The sequence below is a fragment of the Inquilinus limosus genome (assembly GCF_051487185.1).
Classification (GTDB): domain Bacteria; phylum Pseudomonadota; class Alphaproteobacteria; order DSM-16000; family Inquilinaceae; genus Inquilinus; species Inquilinus limosus_F.
Genome location: NZ_JAHVDK010000020.1, coordinates 65,291 through 84,456 on the forward strand (window position 1 = coordinate 65,291; position 19,166 = coordinate 84,456).

A 19,166-nucleotide genomic window follows, 5' to 3' on the forward strand; every position below is an offset into this window, starting at 1 on the left:
GCAATATTCTGAAAGCTATTTCACATGCGCCCGCAGGGTGCGGCCGCGGACGCGCTCGCGATGCATGATGTAGAGGCTGGAGGCGATGACGATGCAGGCCCCGATCACGACAAAGGGGTCGATCTCGTTGCCGAAGAACAGGCTGCCATAGGCCAGCGCCCAGACGATCATGGTGTACTGCATCGGCGCGATGGTGCTGGCCGGCGCCAGCGACAGCGCCCGCACCACCAGGAACTGGGCCGATCCCATCAGCAGGCCGGCGACGCCGACACGCAGCAGGTCGAACCAGCTCGGCAGCTTGAACACGAAGAAGGCGACCGGCAGGCTGGTGGTCAGCAGCCCCAGCATCACCGCCGTCACCAGCACGGCGCGCTGCTCGTCGCGGCTGATCTTGCGCATGATCAGCACCACCCCGGCGCCGGTGAAGACCGAGCACAGGGCCGAGAGATGCCCCAGCGTCAGCGACTCGAAGCCGGGCCGCACCATCACCAGGATGCCCAGGAAGCCGACCACCACGGCGGCCCAGCGATGGGCGCGCACCTGCTCGCCCAGGATCGGGATCGACAGGATGGTCACCACCATCGGCGTGCAGAAGGCGATGGCGTAGACATCGGCCAGGGGGAGGGCGGAGAAGGCGTAGAAGCCGAAGATCGTGCCGATCCCGGCCAAGAGGCCGCGCAGCACGATCAGCCGCGGATGCGCCGCCCGCATCCGGCCGAGCCCGCCGTCGCGTTGCAGCATGATCAGGATCGGGATGCAGGCGAAGGCGACCTGCATCGGGATGATCTGGAAGATCGAATAGCTCGCGGTCAGCCCCTTCACCAGCGCGTCGCTGGACGCGAACATGAGATTGGCGAGAAGCGAGCACAGCACGCCGAGCAGCGGCGTCTCGGCCGCGGGTGCGGCCAGCGGGGACAGGGCGGCGGGGGGCGCCGCCGGCGCAGGCACAGGGGCCATCGGGACATCATCGTCGCCGCGCCGCCAGAGTCGCATGGTCGTTTCGTTTCCCTCGGGGGCGGCGGGCTGCCCGTCCTGCCCCGGAGGTCAGACATACGCCTGTCGGCGGAAAACGGGTGGCGAAAGCCGGAAGGGCTGGCATGCGCGGCAGGCGGCCATCAGGCGCCGGTTGTGGAAACGTTTTAACAATCATGCGTGGCGCGATCTGCCCCTGCACCGCCGGTCTTATCATTGGACTTCGCCGCACGGATGTTGACGTTCACACGGATTCGTCCAAACATGGCAACGGTCTGATGAATAGGCGCCGGCGCGGGCACCTCCCGCGGGCGAAGAGCGTCGAGGGGAGGGATGTGAGCGTCCGGGAAACCGCCTCGTCCGAACTGTCCGCCGGCACGCCGGCCGTGATCGCCGCCGAAGGCATCTCGAAATCCTTCGCCGGGGTCGAGGTGCTGCGCGGCATCGACCTCGCTTTGGCCGGCGGCGAGATCCACGCGCTTCTGGGCGAGAACGGCGCTGGCAAGTCGACCTTCGCCCGCATCCTCGCCGGCGTGCACCGGCCCAGCGCCGGGCGCCTGCTGCTGCAGGGCCGGCCGGTCGAGATCGGCTCGCCGCTCGAGGCGCAGCGCTTGGGCATCACCTTGATCCATCAGGAGCCGATCTCCTTCCCGCATCTGTCGGTGGCGGAGAACCTGTTCATCGGCGGCATCGACGGCGGGCCGTTCGCCCGGGTGCGCTGGCGCGGCATGGCGGCCGCGGCGCGGCGGCTGATGGAGGATCTCGGCGTCGCCATCGACGTGACGCGGCCGACCGGCGGCCTGTCGATCGCCGACCAGCAGATGGTCGAGATCGCCCGGGCGCTGGCCGCCGACAGCCGGCTGATCCTGATGGACGAGCCGACGGCGCCCCTGACCCCGCGCGAGGTCGAGACGCTGTTCGCCATCGTCCGCCGGCTGCGCGACGAGGGCCGCGCCGTGGTCTTCATCAGCCACCGGCTGGAGGAGGTGCGGGCGCTGTGCGACCGGGTCACCATCTTCCGCGACGGCGAGCGGGTGGCGACCGCGCCGGCCGCCGACCTGCCGGATGGCGAGATCATCCGGCTGATGATCGGCCGGCCGCTCAAGGCCTTCCTGCACAAGGAGAAGGCGGCGATCGGCGAGACGGCGCTGGAGGTCGAGGGGCTGGGCCACGCCGGCCGCTTCGCCGATATCGGCTTCACCCTGCGCCGCGGCGAGGTGCTGGGCATGGCCGGGCTGGTCGGCGCCGGCCGCACCGACGTGGCCCGGGCGCTGTTCGGCATCGCCCCGGCGGATCGCGGCCGGATCCGGATGAAGGGGCGGGAGGTGGCGATCACCGACCCGGCCCGGGCGATCGGCCTCGGCCTCGCCTATGTGCCGGAGGACCGGGCGGCCGCCGGCATCTTCCGGTCGCTGCCGGTCGACCAGAACATCACCGCCGCGGCGCCCGGCCGGATCGCGCGGCGCGGCGTGATCAGCACGGCGGCGGAGCGGGCGGCGGCGCGCGGCGCGATCGAGAGGCTGCGCATCCGCCTGGCCTCGCCGCGCCAGCCGATCGGCGAGCTGTCCGGCGGCAACCAGCAGAAGGCGATCCTGGCGCGCTGGCTGATGACCGACCCGGAGATCCTGATCCTCGACGAGCCGACCCGCGGCATCGACATCGGCGTGAAGGCGGAGTTCTACGACATGATCAACGCGCTGGCGGCGGACGGGCGGGCGATCCTGCTGATCTCCTCCGAGCTGCCGGAGCTCTTGACCCTCAGCGACCGCATCCTGGTGATGTCGGAGGGCCGGCTGACCGCCGAGTTCAGCCGCGCCGAGGCGACCCAGGAGGCGATCATGGAAGCCGCCGTGCCCCGCCGCCGGGCGGAGGGGGCGTGATGCAGATGCCTCGCCCCCTTCCTTGCCCATTTCAACCTCCCCCTCCCCTTGCGGGAGGGGGGCAGGGGGAGGGGGCTCGCGCCGCAAGAGCGGTCTCGCGCGCGACGGCACGTCTCCGAGCCTCCGGGGTGGACCGGCCGGCTTCATCGGCAACCCCCTCCCCCTGCCCCCTCCCGCGAGGGGAGGGGGAGGATAGACTTTGGCGCGAGGGGGCACCCAGATGACCGCCCTGACCCGCCTCCTCGCCGCACGAGAGGCCGGCATCGTGGTGATGCTGGTGCTGTTCTACGCCGTGGTCGGCGCGATCGAGCCGCGCTTCCTGACTTGGGAGACCTTCCGCATCGTCCTCCTGGCCATCCCGCTGATACTGGTCGCGGCGATGGGGCAGATGATGGTGATCCTGGCCCGGCACGTCGACCTGTCGATCGGCTCGGTCCTCGGCTTCGCCGCCATCGCCGTCGGCATGATCTTCCGCGACGACCCGGGCTTCCCGATCTGGCTCGGCTTCCTGCTGGCCATCGCGATCGGCGCCGGGCTCGGCCTCGTCAACGGCCTCGTCGTCACCCTGTTCGGCCTGCCCTCGATCATCGTCACCCTCGGCACGATGAGCCTGTTCCGCGGGCTGATCTTCATCCTGTCCGGCGGCCGGCAGGTCGACCCGAACCACATCCCGCCGGAACTGATCCGCATGGCCCAGACCTCGCCGATCGGGATCCCCTGGATCGTGCTGATCGCCTTCGCCGTCGCCATCGCCACCCATCTGGCGCTGCGCCATCTGCGCTTCGGGCGCGAGATCTACGCCATCGGCTCGAACCCGCCGGCGGCGCGGCTGCGCGGCATCCGGGTGGTGCCGGTCACGCTCGCCGTCTTCGCCCTTTCCGGTGCCTGCGCCGGCCTCGCCGGCCTGCTCTACGCCTCCCGCTTCGGCTATGTGAACCCCGGCATCACCGGCGTCGGCTTCGAGCTGACGGTGATCGCTGCGGTGGTCATCGGCGGGGTCAGCATCAATGGCGGCACCGGCAGCGTCGCCGGCACCGCGCTCGGCGTGCTGCTGCTCGGCTCGGTCACCGTGGCGTTGCCGATCCTCGGCATCTCCGGCTTCTGGCAGAACGCGATCTACGGCGCCATCATCATCCTGGCGCTGGTGATCGACCGCTCGGTGCGCGAAGGCGGCTTCGCCCATCTCTGGCGCCGGGGGCCGGCATGACGGTGCTGCCGATGGAGCGACCCGCCTTCTCCTGGCGCCGCGCCCTGCTGCGGCCGGAGACGATGACCTTCCTGCTGCTGGTGGCCGCGGCGGTCGTCGGCACGCAGCTCTCGCCCTTCTTCGCCGATCTCGGCTTCGTGCTGGAGAGCGCGACCTATTCGATCGAGTTCGGCATCGTCGCGCTCGTCCTGACCATGATCGTGGTGTCGGGCGAGATCGACCTGTCGGTGGCGGCGATGATGGCGCTGTCCACCTGCCTGTTCGCGCTCGCCGCCAAGGCCGGGTTGCCGATGCCGGCCGCCATGGCGCTGGGCGTTCTGGCCGGGGCGGCGATGGGCGGCTTCAACGCCCTGCTGGTCACCTGGCTGCGCCTGCCTTCGATCATCGTGACGATCGGCACCATGACGCTGTATCGCGGCATCGCCCAGATCTTCGCCGGCGACCGCTCGATCGGCGGCTTCCCGGGCTGGTTCGTCGGCATCGACTTCGTCGAGATCGGCATCGTGCCGGTGCCGGTGCTGATCTTCCTGGTGCTGGCGCTGCTGCTCGGGCTCCTCCTCGGCCGCACCGTGTTCGGTCGCCAGATCTACCAGATCGGCACCAGCGAGACCGCGGCGCGCCATGCCGGCATCCGGGTCGACCGCATCAAGACCATGCTGTTCGTCGCCTCCGGCGTGGTCTCGGCGCTGGCCGGCCAGATGATGGCCTCGCGCCTCGGCTCCGTCCGCTACGACCTAGCCGCGGGGGGCGAGCTGCAGATGGTGCTGATCGTGATGCTCGGCGGCACCTCGATCTTCGGCGGCCGCGGCACCATCGCCGGCACCTTCCTGGCGCTGTGGCTGCTGGTGATCATCCAGACCGGCATGACCGTGGCCAACATCGCGATCGAGGCGCAGCTGACCGTGCTGGGCCTGCTGCTGATCCTGTCGATCATCGCCTCGAACGCCATCACCGCCGCCCGCAGACGCTGACAAGAGTTGAACAAGGAGGAAACCATGCCCAAGCTTCTCACCGCCCTCGCGGTCGCCGCCGGCCTGTTCGCCGGCACCGCCCTCGCGGCCGACCCGGTCAAGATCGTCTATATCCCGAAGAACACCGGGAATCCTTATTTCGACAGCATCATCAAGGGCTTCGAGGACGGCTGCAAGGAGCTGGGCTGCGAGTTCACCACGGTCGCCCCGGCGACGCCGGAGGCGACCTCGCAGATCCCCTTCGTCACCGCCCAGATCCAGCGCGGCGTCAACGTCATCGCCATCTCGCCGAACAGCCCGGACGCGCTGAACCAGATCTTCGACCGCGCCCGGTCGCGCGGGGTAAAGATCCTGGTCGTCAATTCCGACGTGCCGGGCAACGAGGCGCATCGCGACGCCGCCATCCTGCCGGTCGACTTTTCGCAGACCGGCGCGGCGCAGGTCGAGCTGATGGGCTCGCTGATCGGCTACAAGGGCGAGGTGGCGATCCTGTCCGCCACCACCGACGCGCCGGACCAGAATGTCTGGATCGCCGACATGAAGAAGGTGCTGGAGGGCGACGCCAAGTACAAGGACATGAAGCTGGTCACCATCGCCTATGGCGACGATGACCCGCAGAAGAGCACGACCGAGACCGAGGCGTTGCTCGCCAACTACCCGAACCTGGCCGGCATCATCTCGCCGACCACGGTCGGCGTCGCCGCCGCGGCCCAGGTGGTGGAGACGGCGGGCAAGGCCGACAAGGTGAAGGTCACCGGCCTCGGCACCCCGAACCAGATGCGCCGCTTCATCGAGAACGGTACGGTGACGGCCTTCCAGCTGTGGAGCCCTTACAACGAAGGCTGGCTGGCCTCGCATCTCGCGGTCGGAGTGATGGGCGGCAAGATCGAACTGAAGCCGGGGAGCAGCTTCGAGGTGCCGAAGCTGGGCACGATCAAGATCGGCGAGAACAACCAGATCCTGACCCAGTCCCAGCCGACCACCTTCGACAAGAGCAATATTGGGGACTTCAACTTCTGAGGGTATTTTCTCCGGCTGCGCCTTCCTTTTTCTGTCATTGCCGGGCTTGACCCGGCAATCCAGAAGGTCTCGACAGTCTCTGGATGCCCGGGTCAAGCCCGGGCATGACAGTCTGGGAGGGCCTGCGGAACCGGCAGCCGGCCCGCCGCGATGCCTTGCAGCACCTCGACGAAGAAAGCCGGCTCCGCCTCGCCGATGCGCTGCTGCAGCATATCACCGGCCCAAAATATTGATCCGTCATGGCGAGCCCCGAAGGGGCGTGGCCATCCAGTGGTCCCGGCCCCTGGATCGCCCCCACGTGCCTCGCGATGACGAGGATGTCATCACCGCGCATCCTTCGTCTGCTTCCCCTTCGGCCGCCCGATCGAGCCGTGCAGCACCACGCTGCTGCCCAGCAGCACCCGGCGCGGCGGGGCGTCGAGGCCGGCGAGGCGCTCCAGCAGCATCCGCGCCGCGGTGGCGCCGACCTCGGCCATGTCGCGGTCGATCACCGTGATCGGCGGATCGACCAGCTCGGCCAGCACCCGGTCGTCCGCCCCGGCCAGCGACAGGTCGCGCGGCACCGACAGGCCCAGCAGCCGGATCGCGCGCAGGGCGCCCTGGAAGATCTCGTTGCCGCCGGCGATCAGTGCGGTCGGCGGCTTCGGCCCGGTCAAGAGGTCATGCGCCTCGGCCGCGCCGTAATCCGCGGTCTGGGCGCGAGAGCGGATCAGCCGCTCCTCCACCGGCAGGCCGGCCTCGGCCACGGCCTTGCGGAAGGCCTCGGCGCGGGCGCGGCCGGGGCGGATCTTCTCCGACGCCGTGATCAGCGCGATCCGCTTATGGCCCTGCGCCGCCATCTGCCGCACCAGCGTCTCGATCGGCCGGGCATGGTCGCTGTAGACCACATCGGCCGCAACCGGCACGTCGCGGTCCAGGATCACCAGCGGCACGCCGATCCGGCCGAGGCGCTCGACCACCGGCGCATGCGTCTCGTCCGCCAGGGTGACGATCAGCCCGTCCATCTGGCGCTGCTGCGCCGCCTCTAGGAAGGCGATCTCGCGGGCGGGCGAGCGGTTGGAGGAGACGGCGAACAGCATGTAGCCGGCGGCGGACAGCACCGGCTCGGCCCCGATGGCGACGCGCGAGAACACCGGGTTCGCCATGTCCGGGATCAGGAAGCCGATGGTGCGGGTGCGGCTGGTGCGCATGGTCCGGGCGGCGGCATTGGGCTGGTATCCCGTCTCCGCCATCGCCGCCAGCACGCGCGCCCGCGTGGCCTCCGCCACCCGGGCGCTGCCGCCGGCGACGCGCGACACGGTGCCGATCGAGACGGCGGCCCGCGCCGCCACGTCGCGGATCGTCGGCCGGCGGGCCGGGAAAACGTTCACAGGAGAGGTCTTGGAGCGATCGGCCATGGCTTGCCGTGATTCTCGCCGGAATCCCCGACGGCTGCAATCGCTCCGATGTTGACGTTTACACGCTCGCGCCGCCGCGGCATCGATGCTACCCCGCTGTCAGGCCATCCGGGAGAAGACGATGATCGAGTTCGGTGTCGATACGGTCCAGATCGTGTTCAACCCGGCGGGCGGGCATCTGCACGACGTCGTGATGCGCTGGAACGGGCGGGAGATCCGGCCGCTGCACCGGGCGCCGTGGATCGACAGCGGCGAGGCGCTGCCGGCCGACATCCCGCTCGGGCTGCGCAACTTGGCCGGCGACTTCTTCTGCGCCCCCTTCGCCGACAGCGACCTGGACGGCGCGCCCGGCCATGGCTGGACCGCCAACGGCCACTGGGACCTCGACGGCATCGACGAGGAGGCGGGCGGCGTCACCGCGCGCTTCACCCTGCAGGAAAAGGTGTTCGGTGCCACCGTGCGCAAGGCGATCACGCTGCGCCGCGGCCAGCCGATCGTCTATCAGCGCCACGTGTTCGAGGGCGGCGCCGGGGCGCTGCCGATGGCGCATCACGCCATGATCCGGGCGCCGGGCGGGGCGGCGCTCAGCTTCTCGCCCAAGGCCTTCGGCACCACCCCGCCGACCCCGGTCGAGCCCGACCCGGCGCGCGGCCGGTCGGTGCTGCACTATCCGCAGCGCTTCGCCGGGCTCGACGCCCTGCGCCTGGCCGACGGGCGCACGGTTGACGCCTCGCGCTACCCCTTCGCCGAGAGCCATGAGGACATTGTGCTGCTCGCCGAGGCGCCGGGCTCGCCGCTCGGCTGGTCGGCGGCGCTGGCGGCGCGCGAGGGCTTCCTGTTCTTCGGCCTCAAGGACCCGCGGCGCCTGCCCTTCACCATGCTGTGGATGAGCAATGGCGGCCGCGACTACCCGCCCTTCTCCGGCCGGCACCGCCATGTGCTGGGGGTCGAGGAGGGCTGCATGTACCTGCATCTCGGCCACCGCGCCTCGGCCGGGCCGAACCCGCTGAACGCCGAGGGCTACCCGACCGCGATCGCCCTGGAGCCGACAGGGCGGGTCGAGATCGCCTACGCCTTCGGCGCCATCCCGGCCGAGCCGGGCTGGGACCGGGTCGAGGCGATCAGCCACGGCGCCGCCGGGCTCGATTTGCGCATCGCCGGCGGCCCGGCGCTGACGGTGCCCTTCGAGGCGGAGCGGATCGGGCTCTGAGGCGCTTTTCCGCAGCGTGGAACATCCACCGCCGCTCGCCTGCGATTCGCTCTTGAACCGCGGCCGATCCTCGCCTTGGATGGGCGCCCGCAGCCGCATCCGGAGAGAAGGGGCCTCCATGTCCGCGTCCGACCGCGCCGTCCTCGAGGCCCTGTTCCAGGCCGCGCTCAGCGCCGCCTATCCGGAGACGCGGATGCGGCATCTGCTGCCGGAGCCGCCGAAGGGCCGCACCATCGTGCTCGGCGCCGGCAAGGGCGCGGCGCGGATGGCGCGGGCCTTCGAGACGCTGTGGCCGCATCCCTGCGAAGGCCTGGTCGTCACCCGCTACGGCCACGGCACGCCGACCGAACGGATCGAGGTGGTCGAGGCTGCGCATCCGGTGCCGGACGCGGCCGGCGGGGCCGCCGCCGGCCGCATCCTCGACCTCGCCCGCGCCGCCGGGCCGGACGACCTGGTGGTCTGCCTGATCTCGGGCGGCGCCTCGGCCCTGCTGTCCCTGCCGGCCGAGGGGCTGACCCTCGAAGACAAGCAGGCGATCAACAAGGCCCTCCTGCGCTCCGGCGCGCCGATCCAGGAGATGAACGCGGTGCGCAAGGCGATGTCCGCGATCAAGGGCGGGCGCCTGGCCGCGGCCGCGGCGCCGGCGCGGGTCGTCACCTATCTGATCTCCGACGTGCCGGGCGACGAGCCGGGGGTGATCGGATCCGGTCCCACGGTCGCCGGCGGCGCCGATCCCGAGACGGCGCTGGCCATCCTGCGCCGCTACGAGATCGCTGTGCCGGAGCCGGTGGAGCGCGCGGTCCGCACCAACGCTGCCCCGGCCGAGTTGCCGCCGGGGCAGCAGTTGCACATGCTGGCGACGCCGCAGATGGCGCTGGAGGCGGCGGCGGCGAAGGCGCGGGAGCTGGGCCTGACGCCCCTGATCCTGGGCGACGCGCTGGAGGGCGAGGCGCGCGAGGTCGGGCGGGTCCTGGCCGGTATCGCCGAGCAGGTATCGCGGCACGATCAGCCGGCGGCGCGGCCTTGCGTGCTGCTGTCCGGCGGCGAGACCACGGTGACGGTGAAGGGGCAGGGGCGGGGCGGCCGCAATGTCGAGTTCCTGCTGGCGCTGGCGATCCAGCTGCAGGGCCGTCCCGGCATCGCCGCCATCGCCTGCGACACCGACGGCATCGACGGGTCGGAGGACAATGCCGGCGCCTGGATCGACGCGACGATGCTGGCCCTTGGGCGAGAGCAGGGGCTGGTCGCGACCGAATTCCTGGCGAACAACGACGCCTATAGCTACTTCGCCGCGCTCGACCGGCTGGTGGTGACCGGCCCGACCCTGACCAACGTCAACGACTTCCGCGCGATCCTGGTGCGCTAGTCTGGCTGCATTGCCGGATATGCCGGAACTGACTTAAGTCCTGGACGATCGTCGGAACTAGGCGGGGGCGTGTAGAACCCTGAGGCCCGGTGTGTGAACCCACGTTCATTACTCGTATCACTGCTATTCGTACGATTTTGTTTTCCTCCTGATTTTCCCGACGGTGCAGCCCCGCCAACGGGCGCCATCGACAACAGATTTGATGGGGAGGTTTTCCGTCATGACTGTCAACGCCAGCTCGATCACCCGGATCTCAGTCGACAGCAGCGGCAATGCCGCCAACAACATCGCGACAGGCGGCCTGATGTCGGCCGATGGCCGCTACGTCGTGTTCCAGAGCACCGCGACCAACCTGGTCGCCGGCGACGCCAATGGCTTTTTCGACGTCTTCCTGCGCGACACGCAGACTGGCACCACGACGCTGATCTCCACGGCGACCGGCGGGACGCAAGGCAACAACGTCTCCAGCGTGCCGGCGATCACCGATGACGGCCGGTTCGTGTTCTACAGCAGCACCGCGACCAACCTGGTCGGCGGCGACGCCAACGGTGTCCTGGACATCTTCATGCGGGACACCCAGACGGGCGTCACCACCCGGGTCTCGACCACCTCCGCCGGTGGCGAGGCCAATGGCGCGTCGCAGAATGTGGATGTCACCGGCAACGGTGCCTTCATCGGGTTCCAGAGCACCGCCAGCAACCTGGTGGCCGGCGACAGCAACGGTGTCGGCGACATCTTCGTCAAGAATCTGGCGACCGGCGCGGTCACCCGCGTCTCGGTGGCGAATGACGGCTCGCAGTCGAACGGGGCGTCCTTCGTGGCCCGCCTGTCCGAGGACGGCAACTGCGTCTCCTTCGTCAGCAACGCCAGCAACCTGACCGCGAACGACAGCAACGGCGCGGTTGGAGATGTCTTTGTCCGCGACATCGCCGCCGGCACCACCACCCTCGTCTCCGTCTCCACCGGCGGCGGGTCGGGCGACGGCGCGTCTTCCGGCGCCTCAATCTCCGGCAACGGCCGCTACGTCGTGTTCCAGAGCGACGCAACCAACCTGGTCGCAGGCGACAGCAATGGCTTCGGCGACGTCTTCGTCCGCGACCTGCAGACCAACACCACCACCCGCGTCTCCACCGCCACCAACGGCAGCCAGGCGAACGACCAGTCGCTCCAGCCGGTGATCTCTGCCGATGGCCGCTTCGTCGTGTTCCAAAGCAATGCCAGCAACCTGGTGCAGGGCGACACCAACGGCGTCCGCGACATCTTCCTGAAGGACCTGGTGACGGGCACGGTGACGCGACTCTCCGTTGGCATCGACGGGTCGCAGCTCAATGATCTCTCGAACACGCCTTCGATCTCGGCCGATGGCCGCTATGTCACCTTCCAGACGCAGGCGACCAATGTCGGGGCGGGCACCGACGCCAACGGCACCGGCTTCGACGTGTTCCGCATCTCGCTGGCGGCCTCGGCCGGGGCCGATCGCATGATCGGCTCAGACGGCAACGACACCATCGACGGGCTGGCGGGCGACGACATTCTCACCGGCGGGCTGGGCGCCGACCAGCTGACCGGCGGCGCCGGGGCGGACCAGCTCCTCGGCGGCGACGGCACCGACACGGCGGACTACTCGGCCTCGGCCGCCGGGGTGACGATTGACCTGGCGGCCGGCACCGGCAGCGGCGGCGACGCCCAGGGCGACACGCTGACGGCGATCGAGAACGTGACCGGGTCGGCCCAGGCCGACCATCTCTACGGCTCCGCCGGCGCCAACGCGCTCGGCGGCGGGGCGGGCGACGACACGCTCCGCGGCGGAGCCGGGGGAGACACCATCAACGGCGGCAACGGCTCGGACTTCGCCAACTACCAGGGCTCGGCCGCGGCGGTCGCAGTCAACCTGCTGGCCGGCACCGCCTCCGGCGGCGACGCCCAGGGCGATGTGCTGACCAACATCGAGAACCTGTACGGATCCAGCCACAACGACCAGCTCACCGGCAACAATGCCCGCAACATCATCGGCGGCGAGCTCGGCGATGACACCCTCGTCGGCAATGGCGGCGACGATGTCCTGGCCGGGGAGGCGGGCAATGACAGCCTCGATGGCGGCGACGGCAACGACCGGCTCGTCGGCGGGGCCGGGATCGACACCATCCATGGCGGCATCGGTGCCGATTCGGTCGATGCCGGCAGCGAGAACGACACCGTCTTCGGCGAGGCCGGGAACGATGTCCTCTATGGCGGCGCCGGGGCCGACAGCCTCGACGGCGGCGACGGCAACGATCTGTTGGAAGGGGCGGCCGGGGCCGATGTCCTGACCGGCGGCGCCGGCACCGACACGGTCAGCTACGCCGGCTCGGCCGCCGGGGTGACGGTCGATCTCGCCACCGGGGCGGTGTCCGGAGGGGATGCCGAGGGCGATACCCTGTCCGGCATCGAGCAGGTGCTGGGCTCGGTCTTGGCCGACGTGCTGACCGGCGACGCCAACGCCAACACGCTGTGGGGCGGGGCTGGCGACGACGTGCTCACCGGCGGTGGCGGCGGCGATGCGCTGAAGGGCGGCGCCGGCGACGACCGCTTCGTCTATACCGCCCTGTCTGATAGCGCCGTCTCCGGCCTCGGCAAGGACACCATCGCGGACTTCGCGACAGGCGACCGGATCGACCTGTCGGCGATCGATGCCGACGGCAATTCGGCCAACGGCGACACCGCCTTCACCTTCGGCACCGGCGGCTTCACCGGCGACGGCGGCGAGCTGCGGGTGGTGACGGCGGGCGCGATCCAGGTGGTCTATGCCGATGTCGACGGCGACAAGGCGCCGGACTTCGCCATCAACGTCATCTCCGACCACGCTCTCACTGCGGCGGATTTCCTGCTCTAGAAAGGCCTCTCGACCCCGGACCGCTGCCGTTGGCGGCGGTCCGGGGCGAAACAGGCAGGCGCGTCGAACCGAACAGTCCCCGAGGCAACATGGGGAAAGGGGAGATTCGCCATGACCACCACCTTTACAGCGAATCTGGACTCGTCCCAGGAGGTCGGGACGGGCAGCACCGAGACCGCGACCGGCGTGGCGACGGTGAGCCTGAACACGGCGGGCACCGCCATGACCTATTCGGTCACGGTCTCCGCCGGTATCGATTTCGGCGAGCTGATCGACGGCGTCGGGCGGACGGCGGATCCTCTCGACGACGCCACCCTGATGCACATCCACGCCCAGGCCCGCGGCAGCAACGGCGGGGTCGTGTTCGATATCCTGCCGCGGGCCGTGACCGACGATGACGACGACCTGACCATCGTCGAGAACGGCGACGGCTCGGTCACGATCAGCGGCGTCTGGGAGACCACCGACAGCGATCCGCTGCCGGCCGACATCGTCGCCGCGCTGCAGGCGGGGACCGGCCCGAACGACGTCTCGTTCTATTTCAACATCCACACCGCCCAGTTCGGTGGCGGCGCGATCCGCGGGCAGCTGGTCACCCGCGCCAGCGAGAATGACGACAGATTCGTCGGCACCGGCGCCGCCGACGTCATCGATGCCTTCGGCGGCGACGACAATCTGCGCGGGGGCGGCGGCGCCGACAGCCTGACCGGCGGGGCCGATAACGACATCCTGATCGGTGAGGCCGGCGGCGACACCCTTGCCGGCGGTGCCGGCATCGACACGGCGGTCTACGACAGCAGCACGGCTGCGGTGACGGTCAGTCTCGGCGCCGGGACGGCGACCGGCGGCGACGCGGCCGGTGACAATCTGACCGGCATCGAGCAGCTGTTCGGCTCGGCCTTTAACGACCGGCTGACCGGCAATGCCGGCGCTAACGGGCTGTGGGGCGACGGCGGCAACGACGTGCTCACCGGAGGCGCGGGCGCCGACACGCTGAAGGGTGGCGCCGGCACCGACAGCTTCGCCTACGGCAGCACGGCCGACAGCACCGTGGCGGCCGCAGGCCGCGATACGATCAACGACTTCACGACCGGCGACAGGATCGACCTGTCGGCGATCGACGCCAACGGCTCCGGCGCGGGCGACACCGCCTTCGTCTTCGGCACCGGCGGCTTCACCGGCACGGCCGGAGAGCTGCGGGTGGTGGCCATCCCCGAGGGTTACCAGGCGGTCTATGGCGACACCGACGGCGACAAGACGCCCGACATCGCCATCGTCGTGCTGTCCGACCACGCCCTGGCCGTGGGCGATTTCGTGCTGTAGGGACCGGCCGGGGCCGGGTCAGTCGAGTCCGATGCGCTTTGCAGCCTCACGGAACAGGCGCTGGTCCTCGGGGGCGAACTGCATGGCCGTGAGGAAATCGTCGACGCGATAGTGCGGCAGCGCCCGGCGGATCGCGGTGACATGGCCGCGCGCCTCGTCCGTCCGGCCGGCCAGCGCCAGGGACAGCGCGGCGATCGCCAGGATCTGCGCATGCGCGTTTGGTCGGGCGGCCGCCTTCACCCCCCAATGGGCCGCCTCGTCGAACCGGCCGAGGCGCACCAGCGCCATGGCGCGGGCGCCGAGGAAGCCGAACAGCATCGGGTCGAAGGGGCTGAGTCGGCGCGACCGCTCGGAGGAGGCGATGGCGGTGCCTGGATCGCCGGTCTGGGAGTGGACGAAGGCAAGGGTATAGTGGCCCTGGGCGAAGTTCGGGCTCAACTCGATGGCCTGTTCCAGCTCGACGATGGCCTGGTGGTGCTCGCCGCGCAGCCACAGCGCCCGGCCCATGGCCCAATGCGCGGTGGGGTCGCGGTCGTCCGCCATCAGGCTCCGACCGGCGGCCTCGAAGGCCCGGTCGACCTCCGGCCCACGCGGGGCCCAGCCCTGGAAAGCGCTCTGGAAATGGGTGAAGGACAGGCCGGCATGGGCCCGGGCGAAGGTCGGGTCCTGGCGCAGCGCGGCCTGGAAGAAGTGCCGCGCCTGGTCGTTGTCGGCCCGGGTGAAGCGGTACATGTGCCACAGGCCGCGGTGATGCGCTTCCCAGGCGTCGAGGGAGTTGGGCGGCCGCAGGATGGCGCGGTTGCGCTCGATCGTCTCGATCTCGCTGTCGATCGCCGCGACGATCCGGTTGCCGATCTCCTCGAGCACCAGGAAGGCATCGTCCAGCCTGTGGTTGAAGATCTCGGCCCAGACGATCCGGGCGGTCCGCGTCTCGGCCAACTCGGCGGCTACGGTCAGGCGCGGCCCCTGCTGCTCGACGAAGCCGCTGACGACGTAGTCGACATTCAGCATCCGGCCGGCGTCCTCCGCCCCGACGTGCCGGTCGCGCAGAGCGAACATCGTGCCCTGGGCGATGACGAACAGGCTCCGCAGCTTGGCCAGCCGGACGGTGACGTCATGGGCCAGGGCGTCGGCGATGCTGCCCGGAGGTGTCGCCGCCTGTGATCGGTCGGCGAAGGGCATCACTGCGATGGACGCGCGCCGGATGCCGGCGACGTCGCCGACGGCTTCGGTCGGGGTGGCGGCCGACGCGGCACTGGGGGGCTCGGCACGCCGCGCCCGCGCCGCCCGCCAGGATTCGCGCAACGGCGCGGCGTCAAGTCCGTCGGCTTCGAACTGCCGGACTGTCGCCGCGAGATGAGCCTCCCCTTCACGGATCCGGCCGCGGCGAGCGAGCTCCGCCAGCAATAATGCGTGCACGCGCGGATCGAACGGCGCCAGCTCCAGCCATGCCTCGAGATGGCCAAGCCGCTCCTCGTCCTCATCGCCGGTGGCAAGGTGCTCCAGCAGGGCGGCGCGGCAGCCGCGGAACCGGCGGCGCTGCGCCGCCAGCCAACTGGTGAAGCCGGGGCTGTGCTCGATCTCCAGCCCTTCGAGGAATTCCCCGGCGAACAGCGCGGTCATCGCCCGCAGCCGCTCCGGCGCGATCGCCGCGATGCCCTGCTGCGCCGCCCGGGCGATCTCGACGGCGTCGACGAAGCCATCCGCGAGCTCGAGCCGGATGGCGTCCGCCGAGGCCACGACCCGGTGCCGGCCGGGCTCGTCGACCAGGCCGCGGATCTTGCTCAGGCACCAACGCAGCTCGCCGCGCGGATCGCTGGGTCCGTCCCACAGCAGCTCGCACAGCTGGCTGCGGCCGACCGGATGCGGCGCCATCGCCAGATAGGCCAGGAGGGCGCGGGTCTTGCGCGACGCCGGCAGCGCCACCGCCACGCCGTGCCGGCGCACGGCCATCGGCCCCAGCAGCCGCAGCTCGATCGGCGGGCCGGTCCGGTCCGGCTTGGCGGATTCCTCGGGCATTCCCACGCCACCACCCACGCTCGCCTCCACGCGAGCCGGCTACGCTCGTCATCGCGATCCAGGCCCGCGCACGTCAGGGCCGACCGCCACCGCATCCCGCGGGGGCGGACCCCTTGGGCCGACGGCCCCATGGAGAACGATCATGGCCACCGCCAGCGAAAGCATGACTCAGAACCCGCCGCCCGCTCAACCTGACCTCTCGGCTGTGAAGGCCCGCCAACAGGGAGCCTGGTCCTCCGGCGACTACGCCGTGGTCGGCACGACCCTGCAGATCGTCGGTGAGCAGCTGTGCGAGGCGCTCGACCTCCGTGCCGGCCAGACCGTGCTGGATGTCGCTGCGGGCAACGGCAATGTCGCCCTGGCCGCCGCACGGCGCTGGTGCGACGTGGTCGCGACCGATTATGTGCCGGCGCTGCTGCAGCGGGCCCGCGAGCGCGCCGAGGCCGAACGGTTGCCGATCGAGTTCCGGGAGGCCGACGCCGAGGCCCTGCCGTTCGCCGACGAAAGCTTCGATGTCGTCGTGTCCACTTTCGGGGTCATGTTCACCCCGGACCAGGATCGGGCCGCGGCCGAGCTGCTGCGGGTGTGCCGGCGTGGCGGCCGGATCGGCCTCGCCAACTGGACACCGGACGGCTTCATCGGCCAGCTGTTCAAGACCATCGGCCGGCACCTGCCGCCGCCGGCCGGCACGCGGTCACCGGCGCTGTGGGGCACGCGCGAGCGGCTGGCGGAGCTGTTCTCGGCGCGGGCGGCGTCGGTCGCCTCGGCGCAGCGGCACTTCGTGTTCCGGTACCGCTCGCCGGGGCATTGGCTGGAGGTCTTCAAGACCTATTACGGCCCGGTGCTGAAGGCCTTCGCGGCGCTGCCACCGGCGGGACAGGCGGCGCTGGAGGCCGATCTCGTCGCCCTGATCGACCGGTTCAACCGGAGCGGCGACGGCTCCATGGTCGTGCCCAGCGAGTATCTCGAGGTCGTCGTCACCAAGGCGTGACCTCAGCCCCGCGGCGCATCCCCCAGGAACTCGGCGATCGCCGCGCCCAGCTCCGGCTTCGCGACCGCGCTCATGTGGTTGCCGGGGATCGCGACGTGGCGGCCGTTCGGCAGGGCGGACGCCAGCGCCGCGGCGGAGCCGTTGTCGTCGTCCTCGGCGCCCGCCACCACCAGGGTCGGCGCGGTGATCCGCGCCAGCGCCTCGCGCGGCGTGTCGACCGAGGTGCCGAGCACCTGCAGCAGCGCCTCCGGGTCGCCGCCGACCGTCTTCAGGAAGGCTTCCGCCATCCATTCCGGCGAGCCGCGCTGGAAGCTGCCGAGATTGGTCAGGATGCGGCGGAAATAGGCGTTGCGGCCGCCGGCACTGACGATGCCGTCGAGCCCCATCCCGGCGATGATCGCCCGCGCCGGCGCGGCGCCGCGCGCCAGCATCCGCACCACCGTCCGGCCGCCCAGCGAATAGCCGCCGAGATCGTAGTCGGCGAGGCCGAGATGCTCGACCAGGGCGAAGCCGTCATCGGCCAGGATGTCGGGCGGGTAGGCGACAGCGTCATGCGGCTTGGCGCTGTCGCCATGGCCGCGCAGGTCCGGCATGATCACGCGATAGCCCCGCGCCGCGATCGCGGCGGCGTGGCCGTAGCGCAGCCAGTTGACCGTGGCGGTCGAGAAGAAGCCGTGGATCAGCACCAGCGGCCGGCCCTCCCCGATCTCGCGATAGGCGAGATCGACGCCGTCGCGGCCCCGGAACTGACGGACGGGAAGGTCGGTCATGCGCTGCTGTCCTCCTGCGGGTCGGCCGCGCCGGATTGCCACGCCCTCGCCGCGCTGGCAATGCGGTTCGCTTCACACCTCGCGAGGACGTTTTGGTGGGGAGGGCCTTCCTACCGCTCCACCGTCCGGTTCCAGCGGTCGTTCCACTCCGGCCGATGGGCGTTGATCTGGTCCCAGTCGACCGTGACCGCGTGCTCGAGATAGCCGCGGATGTCCGACAGCATCCTGCTCGCCTCCGGGGTCGCGCCCTCGGCCTTGCTGTTGGACGGGATCTGGTTGCCGTATTCCAGGGCCGCCGCCTGGGCCTTGGCGCTCAGAAGATAGTGCGCCAGCTTCTGGGCCAGGGCCGGCTCGGTGTTCCCGGCGATGACGCACTGCGTCACCATCAGCAGCACGCCGCCTTCTTTTGGTTGGGCATAGGCCACCGGGATGCCCTTGTCCTGCATGCCGGCAACGGCGGTCGGCGTCAGCGGGAAGACCGCGGCCTCGCCGGTCTGCACCATCTCGGACAGCTTGGCCGAGCTCGGGATGTACTCCAGCACGTTCGGGCCGATGCTCTCGCCCCATTTGGCGAAGCCGGGCTCGACATCCGCCTCGCTGCCGCCCTGGATGCGGTTGAACATCAGGAAGCCGTGCAGCCCGTAGGTGCTGCTCGACAGCGACTGGAACACGACCTTGCCCTCGAACTTCTGGTCGGCGAGGTCCATCCAGGAGGTCGGGGCCGGCCAGCCCTCCTCCTTGAACATCTTGGTGTTGTAGCCGAGGCCGGTCAGGCCCAGCGTCACCCCGGTTGCCATGTCGTCCTTGATCCGGGCGGCCGGGAACAGCTCGTCCAGCACCGGGTCGGGCTCGGTCTTCTGGCACAGGCCCATGCCGATCGCCCGCATCATCACCCCGTCGTCCAGGAACATCACATGCATCTGCGGATTGTCCTTGGCCGCCTGCGCCTTGGCCAGGACCTCCGACGAGGTGCCGGGTACGACCACGACCTTGACGTCGTTGGCCTTCTCGAACTCGGGGAAAACGTGCTGGGTGAAGGCGCGCTCCATGTCGCCGCCGTTCATGCCGATGTAGAGGGTCTTGGTCTCCGCCATGGCGGCGCCCGAGGCCAGCAGCGCCGCGGTCGCCAGCAGCCCCGCCCGGATCCGTCCCTGTGTCTTCATTCCGC

15 protein-coding genes are annotated in these 19,166 nt (G+C 70.4%); 10 read left to right on the top strand and 5 right to left on the bottom strand.

Annotated features, from left to right (window positions below; genetic code table 11):
- Positions 1–15: 15 nt before the first annotated feature.
- Positions 16–957, bottom strand: coding sequence for a DMT family transporter (locus tag KXR53_RS22125; protein ID WP_437377439.1), 942 nt, complete (start codon positions 955–957; stop codon positions 16–18).
- 350 nt (positions 958–1,307) lie between these two features.
- Between KXR53_RS22125 and KXR53_RS22130 the strand changes: the two genes are divergently transcribed.
- The 5 genes from KXR53_RS22130 (at position 1,308) to KXR53_RS22150 (ending at position 6,283) form a co-directional block, all read left to right on the top strand.
- Positions 1,308–2,852, top strand: a complete 1,545-nt coding sequence (locus KXR53_RS22130) for a sugar ABC transporter ATP-binding protein (RefSeq protein ID WP_437377440.1) — start codon at positions 1,308–1,310, stop codon at positions 2,850–2,852.
- Positions 2,853–3,072: 220 nt separating this feature from the next.
- Positions 3,073–4,059 carry an ABC transporter permease gene (locus tag KXR53_RS22135; protein WP_437377441.1) on the top strand — a complete coding sequence of 329 codons (987 nt, stop codon included), beginning with the start codon at positions 3,073–3,075 and terminating at the stop codon, positions 4,057–4,059.
- Positions 4,056–5,030, top strand: a complete 975-nt coding sequence (locus KXR53_RS22140; RefSeq protein WP_437377442.1) for an ABC transporter permease — start codon at positions 4,056–4,058, stop codon at positions 5,028–5,030. The genes KXR53_RS22135 and KXR53_RS22140 overlap by 4 nt, the downstream gene beginning before the upstream one ends.
- Positions 5,031–5,054: 24 nt before the next feature.
- Positions 5,055–6,050 carry a substrate-binding domain-containing protein gene (locus tag KXR53_RS22145; RefSeq protein ID WP_437377443.1) on the top strand — a complete coding sequence of 332 codons (996 nt, stop codon included), beginning with the start codon at positions 5,055–5,057 and terminating at the stop codon, positions 6,048–6,050.
- Between the two features lie 104 nt (positions 6,051–6,154).
- Positions 6,155–6,283, top strand: coding sequence for a hypothetical protein (locus KXR53_RS22150; RefSeq protein ID WP_437377444.1), 129 nt, complete (start codon positions 6,155–6,157; stop codon positions 6,281–6,283).
- Positions 6,284–6,373: 90 nt separating this feature from the next.
- Here KXR53_RS22150 and KXR53_RS22155 read toward each other — a convergent pair whose 3' ends face one another.
- Positions 6,374–7,447: a LacI family DNA-binding transcriptional regulator gene (locus tag KXR53_RS22155; RefSeq protein WP_437377445.1), complete on the bottom strand. Its 1,074-nt coding sequence runs from the start codon at positions 7,445–7,447 to the stop codon at positions 6,374–6,376.
- Between the two features lie 121 nt (positions 7,448–7,568).
- Here KXR53_RS22155 and KXR53_RS22160 point away from each other — a divergent pair, with 121 nt between their 5' ends.
- From KXR53_RS22160 to KXR53_RS22175, 4 genes are all read left to right on the top strand, one after another.
- A complete protein-coding gene (locus tag KXR53_RS22160; RefSeq protein WP_437377446.1) occupies positions 7,569–8,657 on the top strand; it encodes a hypothetical protein in 1,089 nt (362 codons plus the stop codon).
- Between the two features lie 118 nt (positions 8,658–8,775).
- Positions 8,776–10,023, top strand: a complete 1,248-nt coding sequence (locus KXR53_RS22165) for a glycerate kinase type-2 family protein (protein ID WP_437377447.1) — start codon at positions 8,776–8,778, stop codon at positions 10,021–10,023.
- A 220-nt stretch (positions 10,024–10,243) separates the two neighbouring features.
- Positions 10,244–12,895, top strand: coding sequence for a beta strand repeat-containing protein (locus KXR53_RS22170; RefSeq protein ID WP_437377448.1), 2,652 nt, complete (start codon positions 10,244–10,246; stop codon positions 12,893–12,895).
- Positions 12,896–13,006: 111 nt separating this feature from the next.
- Positions 13,007–14,218: a CHRD domain-containing protein gene (locus KXR53_RS22175; protein ID WP_437377449.1), complete on the top strand. Its 1,212-nt coding sequence runs from the start codon at positions 13,007–13,009 to the stop codon at positions 14,216–14,218.
- A gap of 18 nt (positions 14,219–14,236) precedes the next feature.
- Here KXR53_RS22175 and KXR53_RS22180 read toward each other — a convergent pair whose 3' ends face one another.
- The gene (locus KXR53_RS22180; protein WP_437377450.1) at positions 14,237–16,237 is read right to left on the bottom strand and encodes a tetratricopeptide repeat protein; all 2,001 of its coding nucleotides are present in this window, start codon (positions 16,235–16,237) and stop codon (positions 14,237–14,239) included.
- Positions 16,238–16,379: 142 nt separating this feature from the next.
- Between KXR53_RS22180 and KXR53_RS22185 the strand changes: the two genes are divergently transcribed.
- Complete coding sequence (locus KXR53_RS22185) at positions 16,380–17,228, top strand: class I SAM-dependent methyltransferase (protein WP_437377451.1); 849 nt, start codon at positions 16,380–16,382, stop codon at positions 17,226–17,228.
- Between the two features lie 2 nt (positions 17,229–17,230).
- Here the strand turns inward: KXR53_RS22185 and KXR53_RS22190 are convergent, their stop codons facing one another.
- Together KXR53_RS22190 and KXR53_RS22195 are read right to left on the bottom strand one after the other, a co-directional pair.
- Positions 17,231–17,998, bottom strand: coding sequence for an alpha/beta fold hydrolase (locus KXR53_RS22190; protein ID WP_437377452.1), 768 nt, complete (start codon positions 17,996–17,998; stop codon positions 17,231–17,233).
- A gap of 110 nt (positions 17,999–18,108) precedes the next feature.
- On the bottom strand, positions 18,109–19,161 hold the full coding sequence (locus KXR53_RS22195; RefSeq protein ID WP_437377453.1) for an ABC transporter substrate-binding protein: 1,053 nt from the start codon (positions 19,159–19,161) through the stop codon (positions 18,109–18,111).
- Between the last annotated feature and the right edge of the window lie 5 nt (positions 19,162–19,166).

Coding starts and splice junctions, on each gene's coding strand:
- KXR53_RS22125 (WP_437377439.1), bottom strand. CDS start 957: ATGGCCCCTGTGCCTGCGCCGGCGGCGCCCCCCGCCGCCCTGTCCCCG.
- KXR53_RS22135 (WP_437377441.1), top strand. CDS start 3,073: ATGACCGCCCTGACCCGCCTCCTCGCCGCACGAGAGGCCGGCATCGTG.
- KXR53_RS22140 (WP_437377442.1), top strand. CDS start 4,056: ATGACGGTGCTGCCGATGGAGCGACCCGCCTTCTCCTGGCGCCGCGCC.
- KXR53_RS22145 (WP_437377443.1), top strand. CDS start 5,055: ATGCCCAAGCTTCTCACCGCCCTCGCGGTCGCCGCCGGCCTGTTCGCC.
- KXR53_RS22150 (WP_437377444.1), top strand. CDS start 6,155: ATGACAGTCTGGGAGGGCCTGCGGAACCGGCAGCCGGCCCGCCGCGAT.
- KXR53_RS22155 (WP_437377445.1), bottom strand. CDS start 7,447: ATGGCCGATCGCTCCAAGACCTCTCCTGTGAACGTTTTCCCGGCCCGC.
- KXR53_RS22160 (WP_437377446.1), top strand. CDS start 7,569: ATGATCGAGTTCGGTGTCGATACGGTCCAGATCGTGTTCAACCCGGCG.
- KXR53_RS22165 (WP_437377447.1), top strand. CDS start 8,776: ATGTCCGCGTCCGACCGCGCCGTCCTCGAGGCCCTGTTCCAGGCCGCG.
- KXR53_RS22170 (WP_437377448.1), top strand. CDS start 10,244: ATGACTGTCAACGCCAGCTCGATCACCCGGATCTCAGTCGACAGCAGC.
- KXR53_RS22175 (WP_437377449.1), top strand. CDS start 13,007: ATGACCACCACCTTTACAGCGAATCTGGACTCGTCCCAGGAGGTCGGG.
- KXR53_RS22180 (WP_437377450.1), bottom strand. CDS start 16,237: ATGCCCGAGGAATCCGCCAAGCCGGACCGGACCGGCCCGCCGATCGAG.
- KXR53_RS22185 (WP_437377451.1), top strand. CDS start 16,380: ATGGCCACCGCCAGCGAAAGCATGACTCAGAACCCGCCGCCCGCTCAA.
- KXR53_RS22190 (WP_437377452.1), bottom strand. CDS start 17,998: ATGACCGACCTTCCCGTCCGTCAGTTCCGGGGCCGCGACGGCGTCGAT.
- KXR53_RS22195 (WP_437377453.1), bottom strand. CDS start 19,161: ATGAAGACACAGGGACGGATCCGGGCGGGGCTGCTGGCGACCGCGGCG.